12 protein-coding genes are annotated in these 12,862 nt (G+C 40.9%); 8 read left to right on the top strand and 4 right to left on the bottom strand.

Translation table 11 applies throughout. The features are described 5' to 3' along the window. Positions 1–17: 17 nt before the first annotated feature. The 3 genes from RRU92_RS09840 to RRU92_RS09830 are packed head-to-tail and all read right to left on the bottom strand — an operon-like array spanning position 18 to position 2,094. Positions 18–776 carry an amino acid ABC transporter ATP-binding protein gene (locus RRU92_RS09840; protein WP_315639687.1) on the bottom strand — a complete coding sequence of 253 codons (759 nt, stop codon included), beginning with the start codon at positions 774–776 and terminating at the stop codon, positions 18–20. Beyond that, positions 777–1,454, bottom strand: coding sequence for an amino acid ABC transporter permease (locus RRU92_RS09835; protein WP_315639685.1), 678 nt, complete (start codon positions 1,452–1,454; stop codon positions 777–779). It lies immediately after the preceding gene. Beyond that, positions 1,414–2,094, bottom strand: coding sequence for an amino acid ABC transporter permease (locus tag RRU92_RS09830; protein ID WP_060956039.1), 681 nt, complete (start codon positions 2,092–2,094; stop codon positions 1,414–1,416). Before RRU92_RS09830 ends, RRU92_RS09835 begins: the two co-directional genes overlap by 41 nt. Before the next feature lie 203 nt (positions 2,095–2,297). On the opposite strand from RRU92_RS09830, the gene RRU92_RS09825 reads away from it, so the two are divergent. From RRU92_RS09825 to manA, 8 genes are all read left to right on the top strand, one after another. Beyond that, positions 2,298–2,693 (top strand): CopY/TcrY family copper transport repressor, encoded by a 396-nt coding sequence (locus RRU92_RS09825; RefSeq protein ID WP_315639683.1) that lies wholly within the window; start codon positions 2,298–2,300, stop codon positions 2,691–2,693. A 10-nt stretch (positions 2,694–2,703) separates the two neighbouring features. Further along, positions 2,704–3,075, top strand: a complete 372-nt coding sequence (locus RRU92_RS09820) for a cupredoxin domain-containing protein (RefSeq protein WP_315639682.1) — start codon at positions 2,704–2,706, stop codon at positions 3,073–3,075. Positions 3,076–3,084: 9 nt separating this feature from the next. Beyond that, a complete protein-coding gene (locus RRU92_RS09815; protein ID WP_315639681.1) occupies positions 3,085–5,307 on the top strand; it encodes a heavy metal translocating P-type ATPase in 2,223 nt (740 codons plus the stop codon). Between the two features lie 323 nt (positions 5,308–5,630). After that, positions 5,631–7,406 (top strand): pyruvate oxidase, encoded by a 1,776-nt coding sequence (gene spxB / locus RRU92_RS09810; RefSeq protein ID WP_315639680.1) that lies wholly within the window; start codon positions 5,631–5,633, stop codon positions 7,404–7,406. Positions 7,407–7,517: 111 nt separating this feature from the next. After that, positions 7,518–7,865 carry a VOC family protein gene (locus tag RRU92_RS09805; protein WP_153225296.1) on the top strand — a complete coding sequence of 116 codons (348 nt, stop codon included), beginning with the start codon at positions 7,518–7,520 and terminating at the stop codon, positions 7,863–7,865. 143 nt (positions 7,866–8,008) lie between these two features. Then, positions 8,009–8,587: a DUF3592 domain-containing protein gene (locus RRU92_RS09800; RefSeq protein ID WP_315639677.1), complete on the top strand. Its 579-nt coding sequence runs from the start codon at positions 8,009–8,011 to the stop codon at positions 8,585–8,587. 165 nt (positions 8,588–8,752) lie between these two features. Next, a complete protein-coding gene (locus tag RRU92_RS09795) occupies positions 8,753–10,192 on the top strand; it encodes a 6-phospho-beta-glucosidase (protein WP_315639675.1) in 1,440 nt (479 codons plus the stop codon). 121 nt (positions 10,193–10,313) lie between these two features. Continuing rightward, on the top strand, positions 10,314–11,258 hold the full coding sequence (gene manA, locus RRU92_RS09790; protein WP_315639673.1) for a mannose-6-phosphate isomerase, class I: 945 nt from the start codon (positions 10,314–10,316) through the stop codon (positions 11,256–11,258). Positions 11,259–11,303: 45 nt separating this feature from the next. Here manA and RRU92_RS09785 read toward each other — a convergent pair whose 3' ends face one another. Then, the gene (locus RRU92_RS09785; RefSeq protein WP_315639672.1) at positions 11,304–12,644 is read right to left on the bottom strand and encodes a sodium-dependent transporter; all 1,341 of its coding nucleotides are present in this window, start codon (positions 12,642–12,644) and stop codon (positions 11,304–11,306) included. Between the last annotated feature and the right edge of the window lie 218 nt (positions 12,645–12,862).

The raw sequence follows: 12,862 nt of genomic DNA, 5'->3' as shown, positions 1-12,862 counted from the left end.
ATAATCTCCTTTATTGATTATAGATATGAGCCAAACTGGCTAAAGTCAAAGACGTTTAAAAATTCTTGTGCTCGTTTGGTTTGTGGATTTGTGAAGAATTCTTGAGCCGTTCCTTCTTCAGCAATCTTCCCTTGGTCAAGGAAGATAATGCGGTCCGCAATGGCTTGGGCAAACTGCATTTCATGGGTTACCAGAATCATAGTACGCCCTTCCTGTGCCAAGTCATTGATAAGTTCCAAAACCTCACGTACCATTTCTGGATCCAGTGAAGCCGTTACCTCGTCAAAAAGAATGATTTCTGGATGCATGAGAAGGGCACGAACGATAGCAACCCGTTGCTTTTGTCCGCCGGATAATTGGCGAGCGAAGCTATGTTGTTTATCTAGAAGTCCGACACGTTCTAGTAGTTGCAGAGCTTCATCAGTAACCTCTTTTTTGTCTCTCCCTTGAGCCTTGATAGGTCCTAAGATAAGATTTTGAAGGACATCCAAGTGAGGAAAGAGTTCATAACTTTGAAAGACCATACCGATCTTTTGGCGAACCAGGTGAAAATCTTTTTTATTTTCAACGATGGACTGACCATCCAGCAGGATATCTCCCCCTTGAATACTTTCTAAACCATTGAGACAGCGAAGAAGGGTACTTTTCCCACAACCAGAGGGTCCTAAGATGACGACCACTTCTCCCTTTTTGATATCTAGAGAAAGTCCTTGGAGGATAGGATTGTCTCCGAAGGATTTTTTTAGTTCCTTGATTTCTAAAATAGTTTCAGACATTTAATTCCTCCAATGTTTTTCTAAGTGAGTAGATAGTTTGGAAATAGGGAAGCAAACCGCGAAATACAAGACTAGGATGGTTCCATAAATCCAAAAGGAAGCGGTTGGGATAGTTAGACGATTACTATCGATGATTTGTTGTCCAACTTTGGTAACTTCAACAACCCCAATCAAAACAACTAAGGAAGTCGTTTTAATCATCCGAGTGACAAGGTTGATAGCTTGTGGGAGCAGTCTTCTCAAGACTTGCGGGATGATGATATGGTAGTAGAGTTGCACTTTAGTTAAGCCAAGAGCTTGTCCGCTCTCAAACTGATGTTTCGGTAGGGAAGTGATAGCCCCACGGACCAAGTCCCCCATCTCAGCTGTTCCCCAGAGGGTGAAAACGATAATGGCAGAAGTCTCTCCAGAGATATTGATATTAAAGTTTCGAGCCAAGCCGAAGTAAACGATGAAGAGAAGCACCAGCTGGGGCATGATCCGGATAAATTCTAGATAGAAGCGTGTTAAGAAGCGAATCACTCTAGAATGAGAGGTCATGATAATTCCCATAACCGTTCCGAAAATCATGGATAAGAGGACAGACAGGATAGAAATTCCAATCGTGACTCCCAATCCTTGTAAAATTCTCAGGAGATTATTTCCCTGAAAGAGTACTTGCATTCCCGAATCCTGCATGACGGAGCCTCCTTTCTATCCAACTAAAGACTAGTGAAATAGGTAGAAGCATGATAAGGTAAGCAACCACCAACATGGCTAGTGCGATATCTGTCTCATAATAGAGTCCAATCAAATCCTTAGCAACGTACATAAGGTCAGCAAGGGCAACTGCTGAGAAAACAGATGTTTCCTTGATAAGGAAAATAACATTGGCACTAAAGGATGGTAGAGCCACCGCAGTCGCTTGTGGAAGAACCACGTAGCGAAAAACCTGAAAAGGTGTGAGGCCAATAGCTAAGCCAATCTCATGCTGGGTTTGACTGACGGCTTCTAGCCCGCTTCGGAAGGATTCTGCCATGTAGGAACCACCTAAGAAGATGAGCCCGACTGTTGCACAGACTTCTGAAGAAAGAACAATCCCAATTCGAGGAAGACCGAAGTAGAGAAAGAAAAGTTGTATCAAAAGGGGTGTATTTCTTGACAATTCTATATAGGCTGTTGCTAACTGTGAGAAAACAGGAACTCGGTAATGCCGGATGACGCTGACGATGAGCCCCAGCAAAAAAGAACCTAGAATTCCCCAAACTGCAATATGCAAGGTCAGAAAGAATGCCTTTTGATAGAGTGGTAGATATTGTTCAACAATGGACCAATCCAAAAGTAGAACCTCCCATCTAGAAATGATAAAAACATTGTAGCATTAAAAGAGAGCTTTGGATAATATGTATTTTTTATTGTGGTGATAAAAAATATTTATAGCAGCGATAAATTTTAAAAATGTGATTTTATGATTGACAAATGTAGATTTTAAGAGTATACTGATAATTGTAATTGACAAATGTAGATTTTGGAGGTGTGCTGATGCAGATTTCGGATGCAGAATGGCAGGTCATGAAGATTATCTGGATGCAGGGAGAACAGACAAGCACTGATCTTATAAAAGTATTAGAGAAAAGGTTCAGTTGGTCCAAATCCACGATCCAGACACTCTTGGCTCGTTTGGTGGAGAAAGAATGTTTGACTCGAGAAAAACAGGGCAAGTCCTTTGTCTATTCGGCCCTTTTAACGCTAGATGATAGTAGGGGCTTAATGGTTCAGGATATCAAAGACAAGCTTTGTTCTCGCAGAATAAAGCTCTTGCTAGCTGATTTGATTGAAGAATGTGACTTTACCCTAGCTGACTTGGAAGTTTTGGAGGAAGTGATTGCTGAGAAAAAAGCAAGTGCTGTGGCAGAAGTAAGATGTAATTGTATGTAAAGGAGACGCTATGTTAAATCTATTTGTATCTATTGTTGTTTTAGGAATGATTGCTTTTATCCTCTTTTGGTTTTTCAAAAAACCGCAAGAAGATGCTAAGAGAGCCCAGCAAAAAAATGGCTATCAGGAGATTCGAGTGGAGGTCATGGGGGGCTACACTCCAGGAACCATTATCCTCAAAAAATCGCAACCTGCTCGCATTATTTTCGATCGAAAAGATCCTTCACCTTGCTTGGATCAAATCGTTTTTCCAGACTTTGGAGTGCATGCAAATCTGCCTATGGGAGACCAATATGTGGTTGAAATCACTCCTGAAGAAGCAGGTGAGTATGGTTTCTCTTGTGGCATGAACATGATGCACGGTAAGATGATTGTAGAATAGGAGAATATTATGACTGAAATTGTAAAAGCAAGCCTTGAAAATGGCGTTCAAAAAATCCGTATCACGGCAGACAAAGGCTACCATCCAGCCCACATTCAACTGCAAAAAGGGATTCCTGCTGAGATTACCTTTCATCGTGTGACACCTTCAAACTGTTATAAAGAGATTCTCTTCGAAGAAGAAGGAATCCTAGAACCAATCGCTCAAGACGAGGAAAAAGTCATTCGCTTTACGCCTCAAGACTTGGGCGAGCATGAATTTTCATGCGGCATGAAGATGCAAAAGGGGACCTACACCGTTGTTGAAAAAACTAAAAAGTCTCTCAGTCTTTTTCAGCGTTTTTGGATTACTAGTATCTTTACTGTGCCTCTTGTGATTCTCATGATTGGGATGTCTACAGGAGGAATTAGTCACCAAGTCATGCGTTGGGGCACCTTTTTAGCCACAACACCCATTATGCTGGTAGCTGGAGTTCCATATATCAGAAGCGCCTGGGCTAGTTTTAAAAAGCACAATTCCAACATGGATACCTTGGTTGCTCTGGGAACCCTAGTGGCCTATTTCTATAGCTTAGTTGCCCTCTTCACTGGTCTGCCCGTTTACTTTGAAAGTGCTGCATTTATCCTCTTCTTCATTCTTTTGGGAGCAGTTTTTGAGGAAAAAATGCGAAAAAATACTTCACAGGCAGTCGAAAAATTATTAGACCTACAAGCAAAAACAGCAGAGGTTTTGCGTGATGATGTTTATGTTCAAATCCCTCTAGAACAAGTCAAAGTTGGGGATCTCATTCGCGTTCGACCAGGTGAAAAAATTGCCGTTGATGGGACCGTGTTAGAAGGTGAAACGAGTATTGATGAATCAATGGTGACTGGGGAAAGTATTCCAGTCGATAAATCAGTTGGAGATGCTGTTATTGGGTCAACTATCAATAATAGTGGTACGATCATTTTTAAAGCTGAAAAAGTTGGTTCTGAGACTATGCTGGCTCAGATTGTGGACTTTGTGAAGAAAGCGCAAACGAGTCGTGCTCCTATTCAAGATTTGACAGACAAGATTTCTGGGATTTTTGTACCAGCAGTTGTCATTTTAGGACTTCTTACTTTTTGGGTCTGGTTTGTTTTACTTGGAGATAGCTTTGTGACTTCACTTCTCTACGGAGTTGCTGTTTTGATAATTGCCTGTCCTTGTGCACTAGGACTCGCGACACCGACAGCACTCATGGTTGGAACAGGACGAAGTGCCAAGATGGGGATTCTTCTCAAAAATGGTACAGTTTTACAGGAAATCCAAAAGGTCCAAACGGTTGTTTTTGATAAGACAGGAACCTTGACCGAAGGGAAGCCAGTAGTGACAGATGTTATTGGTGATGAAAGAGAAGTGCTAAGTTTGGCTGCTTCACTGGAAGATGTATCTCAACACCCGCTAGCTCAAGCTATTGTTAATCGTGCATCTGAACTAGGAATTAGCCTTTACCCAGTGGAAAACTTCCAAGCCTTGCATGGAAAAGGTGTGACTGGGATTATTAATGGTAAACAAGTCTTGCTTGGGAATGCTAAGCTCTTAGCTGACCTTGCTATTCCACATGATTATCAAGAACGATTTGATTTGCTTGAGAAAGAAGCAAAAACAGTTGTCTTCCTATCCGTAGATGGTCAGTTAAAAGGCTTAATTGCCTTGCAGGATGTCCCTAAGGAAAATGCTCGAGAAGCTATTGCTAAATTGAAAAAACGTGGTCTTAGAACGGTTATGCTTACTGGAGATAATGCTGGAGTAGCCCATGCGATTGCAGAGCAAATTGGAATCGAAGAAGTGATCGCAAATGTCTTGCCAGAGGAAAAGGCACATGAAATTCACAAGCTTCAAAAGAATGGCAAATTGGCCTTTGTTGGAGATGGTATCAATGATGCGCCGGCCCTCAGTGTAGCGGATGTCGGAATTGCCATGGGCTCTGGGACAGATATTGCCATTGAATCAGCAGATCTTGTCCTTACAACCAACAATTTACTAGGATTGGCACGTGCTTTTGATATGAGTAAGAAGACCTTTAATCGTATTCTACTCAATCTTTTCTGGGCTTCTATCTATAACCTCATTGGTATTCCGATTGCAGCAGGAGTGTTTTCTGGTCTTGGTTTGGTACTCAATCCAGAACTTGCAGGATTGGCCATGGCCTTTAGTTCAGTATCTGTTTTAATCAGCTCTCTCATGCTTAATTTTACTAAAGTCGATTAATACTCTTCGAAAATCAAATTCAAACCACGTCAGCTTCACCTTGCCGTACTCAAGTACAGCCTGCGGCTAGCTTCCTAGTTTGCTCTTTGATTTTCATTGAGTATAAAAAGGCGGTTTTAACCGCTTTTTTGCTATTCTAAAACAGATTTTCAAAACGTTTTCAATCTGTACTGTAATAGAGAATGAAAGTTTCTGAGCACATTCTTATGAAACTATAAGTAAATGTGATAAATTAGGAGTGTAAATTTACTGAATCGTTTTCAAAAAACATATAAAAGCGCTTTTATTATTCATCAAATTAACTTTTAAGGAGAGTTATCATTATGACTCAAGGGAAAATTACTGCATCTGCAGCAATGCTTAACGTATTGAAAACATGGGGCGTAGACACTATCTACGGTATCCCATCAGGAACACTCAGCTCACTTATGGACGCTTTGGCTGAAGACAAAGATATCCGTTTCTTGCAAGTTCGCCACGAAGAAACAGGTGCTCTTGCAGCGGTTATGCAGGCTAAATTTGGCGGTTCTATCGGTGTTGCAGTTGGTTCAGGTGGTCCAGGTGCGACTCACTTGATCAACGGTGTTTACGATGCAGCTATGGATAACACTCCATTCCTCGCTATCCTTGGATCACGTCCTGTTAATGAACTCAACATGGATGCCTTCCAAGAATTGAACCAAAACCCAATGTACAACGGTATCGCTGTTTACAACAAACGTGTAGCTTACGCAGAGCAATTACCAAAAGTTATCGACGAAGCTTGCCGTGCTGCCGTTTCTAAAAAAGGTCCAGCTGTTGTTGAAATTCCAGTAAACTTTGGTTTCCAAGAAATCGACGAAAACTCATACTACGGTTCAGGTTCTTACGAGCGTTCATTCATCGCTCCTGCTTTGAACGAAGTTGAAATCGACAAAGCTGTTGAAATTTTGAACAACGCTGAACGTCCAGTTATCTACGCTGGTTACGGTGGTGTGAAAGCTGGTGAAGTGATCACTGAATTGTCACGTAAAATCAAAGCCCCAATCATCACAACTGGTAAAAACTTCGAAGCTTTCGAATGGAACTACGAAGGTTTGACAGGTTCTGCTTACCGTGTTGGTTGGAAACCAGCCAACGAAGTGGTCTTTGAAGCAGACACAGTTCTTTTCCTTGGTTCAAACTTCCCATTTGCTGAAGTATACGAAGCATTCAAAAACACTGAAAAATTCATCCAAGTGGATATCGACCCTTACAAACTTGGTAAACGTCACGCCCTTGACGCTTCAATCCTTGGTGATGCAGGTCAAGCAGCGAAAGCAATCCTTGACAAAGTGAATCCAGTTGAATCTACTCCATGGTGGCGTGCAAACGTTAAGAATAACCAAAACTGGCGTGATTACATGAACAAACTCGAAGGTAAAACTGAGGGTGAATTGCAATTGTATCAAGTTTACAATGCAATCAACAAACATGCTGATCAAGACGCTATCTACTCAATCGACGTAGGTGACACTACTCAAACATCTACTCGTCACCTTCACATGACACCTAAGAACATGTGGCGTACATCTCCACTCTTTGCGACAATGGGTATTGCCCTTCCTGGTGGTATCGCTGCTAAGAAAGACAATCCAGATCGCCAAGTATGGAACATCATGGGTGACGGTGCATTCAACATGTGCTACCCAGACGTTATCACAAACGTTCAATACGACCTTCCAGTTATCAACGTTGTCTTCTCAAATGGTAAATATGCCTTCATCAAGGACAAATACGAAGACACAAACAAACACTTGTTTGGTTGTGACTTCCCTAATGCTGACTATGCGAAAATCGCTGAAGCGCAAGGTGCTGTAGGGTTCACTGTAAACCGTATCGAAGATATCGATGCAGTTGTTGCTGAAGCTGTTAAACTCAACAAAGAAGGTAAAACTGTTGTGATCGATGCTCACATCACTCAACACCGTCCACTTCCAGTAGAAGTACTTGAATTGGATCCAAAACTTCACTCAGAAGAAGCTATCAAAGCATTTAAGGAAAAATACGAAGCTGAAGAGCTTGTACCATTCCGCCTCTTCTTGGAAGAAGAAGGATTGCAATCACGCGCAATCAAATAATTCCTCTCGTCGAAAATCAAAAAGTAAATATTGTAGATTTTATGCATTGATTTTCTTAGAGGGAAACTTGAAAAGATCGGAGTCATCCGGTCTTTTTATGGAGAATAGTAAATGAATTTAAATCAATTAGATATTATCGTTTCAGATGTTCCCCAAGTCTGTGCGGAACTGGAGCATATCTTGGATAAAAAGGCCGATTATGTTGATGATAGTTTTGCTCAGTTCACGATTGGCAGTCACTGTCTCATGTTCTCTCAAAATCATTTGATTCCTTTGGAAAACTTTCAGTCAGGAATCATTCTTCACATCGAGGTTGAGGACGTAGAACAGAATTACCAACGATTAAAAGAGATTGGTGTCGAGATTTTACATGGGCCTTGTGAAACGGATTGGGGAACAGAGTCTTTATTAGTTAAAGGCCCTGCTGGTCTAGTGATTGATTTTTATCGTATGAAATAGGGTGCTTAGTCATTTGAAGTTAACCTTAGCTATTTTTAAAACAGAAATTGAGAACATAAACTATTAAAAGATCGGAGCAATCCGGTCTTTTTCTTTCATTTCTGTTAAAATAGATTCATCATCATGTTTTAAGGAGAAAAAAGATGCCAACAACTTTCTTTCTATTATTTGGATTAATGATTTTAGGATTTGCTGCCTTCACCTATTTTATGTTTTCCTATTTTATATTTAGTAATTATAGAAATGCCAAGAGATGTATCGAAAGAACGGAAGGAGTTATTATCCGATATTCCTATGCTCTTTATAATGGGATTAGTCTCCCAGTTGTTGAATACACTGTTGATGGAAACCAATACAAGGTCGTAGGGCCTAAATTTCTATCTGCTATTTCAAATACAATCAGTACTCCCTTAGGTTCAATCGTATCTGATGTAAAAACGGATAATTTTGAAAATGGTGAAATTCCACAAGTTTTAAGATACAAAGTTAAGGGGAATAGTTTTTTGTCTTATACAAAATCTCCACTTAAAGAACGCTTTCCAATTGGTGGAAAAGTTGCTGTTTACTATGATCCTAACAAACCAAAACATTCCTATGTAGAAAGACCACTAAGACCTGGGCGATATGCATGGTTGGCAAAATGTTTTATCTATCTCAATGTTTTTATTATGGTTGTTCTAGCTTTCTTTATCATGTTCATTCTTCCAAATCTTATGAAATAAAGCAGTTTTGTATACAAACTTCAACTACCCTATTTAGCTTCTATGTTCATCGTAAAAGCTTTTTTATAAAGAAAATGCTTTTCTTAAAACATTTTTTGGGCTATTTCAGCTTTATTTAAATGTTTGATAGTATAATAGTACTACTAAATCATGTGAGGTAGAGTGATGACAGAAATACTACAATTTCCAGAGGGTTTCCTCTGGGGTGGTGCTACGGCAGCTAATCAATGTGAGGGTGCTTATAATCTTGATGGGCGTGGATTGGCCAACGTTGATGTTGTACCTATTGGTGCAGATCGTGAAGCCATTATCACTGGTCAGAAAAAGATGTTTTCGTTTGAGGAGGGCTATTTTTACCCAGCCAAGGAAGCCATTGATATGTACTATCATTACAAGGAAGATATTGCCCTTTTTGCGGAAATGGGCTTTAAGACTTATCGGCTTTCCATTGCTTGGACTCGGATTTTTCCTAAGGGCGACGAAACCGAGCCAAATGAAGCTGGTCTAGCCTTTTATGAGGATTTGTTTAAGGAATGCCATAAGTATGGGATCCAACCTCTGGTAACCATCACGCATTTTGACTGCCCCATGCACTTAATTACTGAGTATGGTGGTTGGCGCAATCGTCGTATGTTAGACTTCTATGAGAATCTCTGTCGCACACTTTTTACCCGTTACAAGGGTTTGGTCAAATACTGGCTAACATTTAATGAAATCAACATGATTCTCCATGCACCCTTTATGGGAGCTGGTCTCTGTTTTGAAGAAGGTGAAAATCAAGAACAAGTCAAATACCAAGCAGCTCACCATGAGTTGGTAGCTTCAGCTCTGGCGACTAAGCTTGCCCACGAAATTGACCCAGAAAACAAGGTTGGATGTATGTTGGCAGCAGGGCAGTATTATCCTAACACAGCCCATCCGAGAGACTACTGGGCTGCTATGGAGGAAGATCGCAAGAGTTACTTTTTCATTGATGTTCAAGCGCGTGGGGAATACCCAAGCTACGCTAAGAAGCAGTGGGAGCGTGAAGGAATTGAGATTGAAATGACGGCAGAGGATCTAGACTTGTTGAAGAATTACACTGTTGACTTTGTTTCCTTCTCTTACTATGCAAGTCGAGTGGCATCAGGGGATCCAGAAGTTAAAGAATTAACAGCTGGAAATGTTTTTGCCTCTCTCAAAAATCCCTATCTAGAATCCTCAGAATGGGGATGGCAGATTGATCCACTTGGGCTTCGTATTACCCTCAATGCCATCTGGGATCGTTACCAAAAGCCTATGTTCATCGTAGAAAATGGCCTCGGTGCTATTGATACGCCGGATGAAAATGGCTATGTAGCGGATGACTATCGGATTGCTTACTTAGAGGCCCACATCAAGGCTATGCGAGATGCCATATACCAAGATGGAGTAGACTTGCTCGGTTATACAACTTGGGGTTGTATCGATCTGGTTTCAGCTGGAACAGGCGAAATGAACAAGCGCTATGGCTTTATCTATGTGGATCGTGATAATGGAGGTCATGGAAGTCTCAAACGTAGCAAGAAGAAGTCCTTCTACTGGTACAAGGATGTTATTGCTAGCAATGGTGCAAGCATTGAGTAGAACACATTTATTCACTATTTTTATAAAATCTTCTCCCTTCTTTATAAGATAGAAAAAAAGAGTTCAATTAGGACTCTTTTTTTGCTATAATGAGGGGGAAAAATCAGACAGGAGATGAAACATGTCAGAACCATTATTTTTAAATTCCGTTATGCAAGAAAAAATCTGGGGTGGAACCAAGCTACGTGATGAGTTTGGCTACGACATTCCAAATGAAAAAATCGGAGAATATTGGGCAATCTCAGCTCACCCAAATGGAGTGTCTAAGGTAGCTAATGGTCGCTATCAAGGAACAGACCTAGCTACTTTGTATGCGGAACACCGTGAGTTATTTGGTAACCGTCCAGAGCCAGTATTTCCGCTTTTAACAAAAATCCTTGATGCCAATGACTGGCTCAGTGTTCAAGTCCACCCAGATGATGCTTATGGACTAGAGCATGAGGGCGAACTCGGAAAAACAGAATGTTGGTACATTATTGCTGCAGATGAGGGTTCAGAAATTATCTACGGCCATAACGCTAAGTCAAAAGAAGAACTCCGCCAGCAAATCGAAGATAAAAACTGGGATGCCTTGTTAACAAAAGTTCCTGTAAAAGCTGGAGATTTCTTCTATGTTCCAAGTGGAACTATGCACGCTATCGGTGCAGGTATCTTGATCCTTGAAACGCAACAGTCTAGTGATACAACCTACCGTGTCTATGACTTTGACCGTAAGGATGACAATGGCAACTTGCGCGAGCTTCATCTTGAAAAATCCATCGATGTTCTAAATATTGGCGAGCCTGCTAACAGCCGTCCTGTAACCGTCAAAGCTGATGATTTGCGTTCAACTCTTCTTGTGTCTAATGACTTCTTCGCAGTTTACAAGTGGGAAATCACTGGAAAAGTTGACTTTGAAAAAACAGCTGACTACAGCTTGTTCAGTGTCTTAGCTGGTCAAGGGAAACTAACTGTAGACGGTAAGGAATATCCAATTCAAAAAGGTAGCCACTTTATCCTTCCAAGCGATGTTGAAGCTTGGACACTTGAAGGACAAGATTTGGAATTGATTGTTAGTCATCCATAATATAAAGAAAGGACTTGAGGGAAAAATTCAAGTCCATTTTTATAGTTACATAAACTGGGCGATAAAGACCACGATGATGATGATTGGAATGATGAAACGAAGAAGGAAGAGCCAGACTTGGAAAAGTCCTTGTTTCCATGGTTTTTCATCAAGATGCAGTTCCTCCATAGCCAATGCTTTTTTGAAGATATAGCCTGTAAAGAGGGACAAGCAGAGTGCACCAAAGGGCATGAGGAGATTAGAAACCAAGAAGTCCATGGCATCAAAGAAGGTCTTCCCAAAGATTTGAACGTCTGCCATAACACCATAGGATAGGGCTGAAGGGATACCAAATACAAAAGTTAAAACCCCTAAAATCATACTCCACTTAGCACGTCTACGATTGTCCTGATTGGTGATGTTGCCTACATTGATTTCCAGCATCACGACAGAAGAAGTGACTGTCGCAAAGAGGAAAAGCAAGAGGAAGAGGATGTAGAAAATACTTCCAAAAGGCATCTTGTCAAAGAGTTGAGGCAAAACGATGAAGAGGAGGCTTGGCCCACCTTCAGACTGAATGTTAAAGGCTGACATGGCTGGGAAGATGGCTAATCCTGCCATGATGGATACAGAGATGTTCATGGCAACGATGGACATACCTGATTGGACCAGATTGGTTTTCTTATCTAAGTAAGAAGCATAGGTCAACATAGCAGTAACACCGAGCGATAATGCAAAGAAAGATTGCCCCAGAGCATAGAGGAGTCCGGCGCTTGTCAGTTTTGAAAAGTCAGGTTTGAGGAAGTAAACCACACCTTCCATGGCATTAGGCAAGCTGAGAGAGCGCCCGATGATAATGACAAAGATGATAAAGAGCAGGGGCATCATAACTTTCGATGCTCTTTCAATTCCTTTTTGAACTCCCTTAGATACGATAAAGATGTTGAGGAAGATAAAGAGGGCTTGGGAACCAAGGGCAATCCATGGATTTGAAATAATGTCTGTGAAGAGCTGGGCATAATCACTGCTAATCCCAACTTGGAAGGCTTTAGCAATAGCGATACCTAGATAGACTAAAACCCATCCCCCAATAACACTGTAAAAGGATAAGAGGATGAAAAGGGCAAAGGCACCGATCCAACCGATAAAATTGTAGTTCTTGTTATTGCCCAATTTTCCAAAGGTTTTGATTGCTGACACGCCAGCGCTCCGACCAAGGGCGAATTCAGCAAGCAAAAGTGGGAAACCAATCAATAGTGTCGAGATGAGAAAGACCAGTAAAAATCCTCCTCCACCATTAGCAGCGGTCATATAAGGGAATTTCCAAACGGCCCCAAGACCAATAGCAGAACCAGCAGATGCAAGGATAAAGCCCAGTTTTGAGCCCCATTGCGATTTTTCAGACATCGTTAAACTCCGATCTATTGTTTAAAATAAGAAAAGGCTACTTGAGTTGTCAAATAGCCTTCTCTCAATGGCTCTTTATGAGCTTTTTATTTGATTGATAGACTTGATTATCCTATCATGATTTTTCAAGTCTGTCAAGAAAGCGATTTTCATGTTTTTATAAAAAATATGATAAAATACTTGACTCTCCTCAAAGGGGAGGGTATATACTATTTATG

The organism is Streptococcus sp. DTU_2020_1001019_1_SI_AUS_MUR_006 (genome assembly GCF_032340315.1).
GTDB lineage: Bacteria > Bacillota > Bacilli > Lactobacillales > Streptococcaceae > Streptococcus.
Note: the sequence above shows the minus strand (reverse complement) of the source record. Positions and strands in the feature narration are given on the sequence as shown.

Bases quoted from the DNA above. Each gene is read 5' to 3' on its own strand.
- RRU92_RS09840 (WP_315639687.1), bottom strand. From the start codon at position 776: ATGTCTGAAACTATTTTAGAAATCAAGGAACTAAAAAAATCCTTCGGA.
- RRU92_RS09795 (WP_315639675.1), top strand. From the start codon at position 8,753: ATGACAGAAATACTACAATTTCCAGAGGGTTTCCTCTGGGGTGGTGCT.
- RRU92_RS09785 (WP_315639672.1), bottom strand. From the start codon at position 12,644: ATGTCTGAAAAATCGCAATGGGGCTCAAAACTGGGCTTTATCCTTGCA.
- RRU92_RS09800 (WP_315639677.1), top strand. From the start codon at position 8,009: ATGCCAACAACTTTCTTTCTATTATTTGGATTAATGATTTTAGGATTT.
- RRU92_RS09815 (WP_315639681.1), top strand. From the start codon at position 3,085: ATGACTGAAATTGTAAAAGCAAGCCTTGAAAATGGCGTTCAAAAAATC.
- manA (WP_315639673.1), top strand. From the start codon at position 10,314: ATGTCAGAACCATTATTTTTAAATTCCGTTATGCAAGAAAAAATCTGG.
- spxB (WP_315639680.1), top strand. From the start codon at position 5,631: ATGACTCAAGGGAAAATTACTGCATCTGCAGCAATGCTTAACGTATTG.
- RRU92_RS09820 (WP_315639682.1), top strand. From the start codon at position 2,704: ATGTTAAATCTATTTGTATCTATTGTTGTTTTAGGAATGATTGCTTTT.
- RRU92_RS09835 (WP_315639685.1), bottom strand. From the start codon at position 1,454: ATGCAGGATTCGGGAATGCAAGTACTCTTTCAGGGAAATAATCTCCTG.
- RRU92_RS09805 (WP_153225296.1), top strand. From the start codon at position 7,518: ATGAATTTAAATCAATTAGATATTATCGTTTCAGATGTTCCCCAAGTC.
- RRU92_RS09825 (WP_315639683.1), top strand. From the start codon at position 2,298: ATGCAGATTTCGGATGCAGAATGGCAGGTCATGAAGATTATCTGGATG.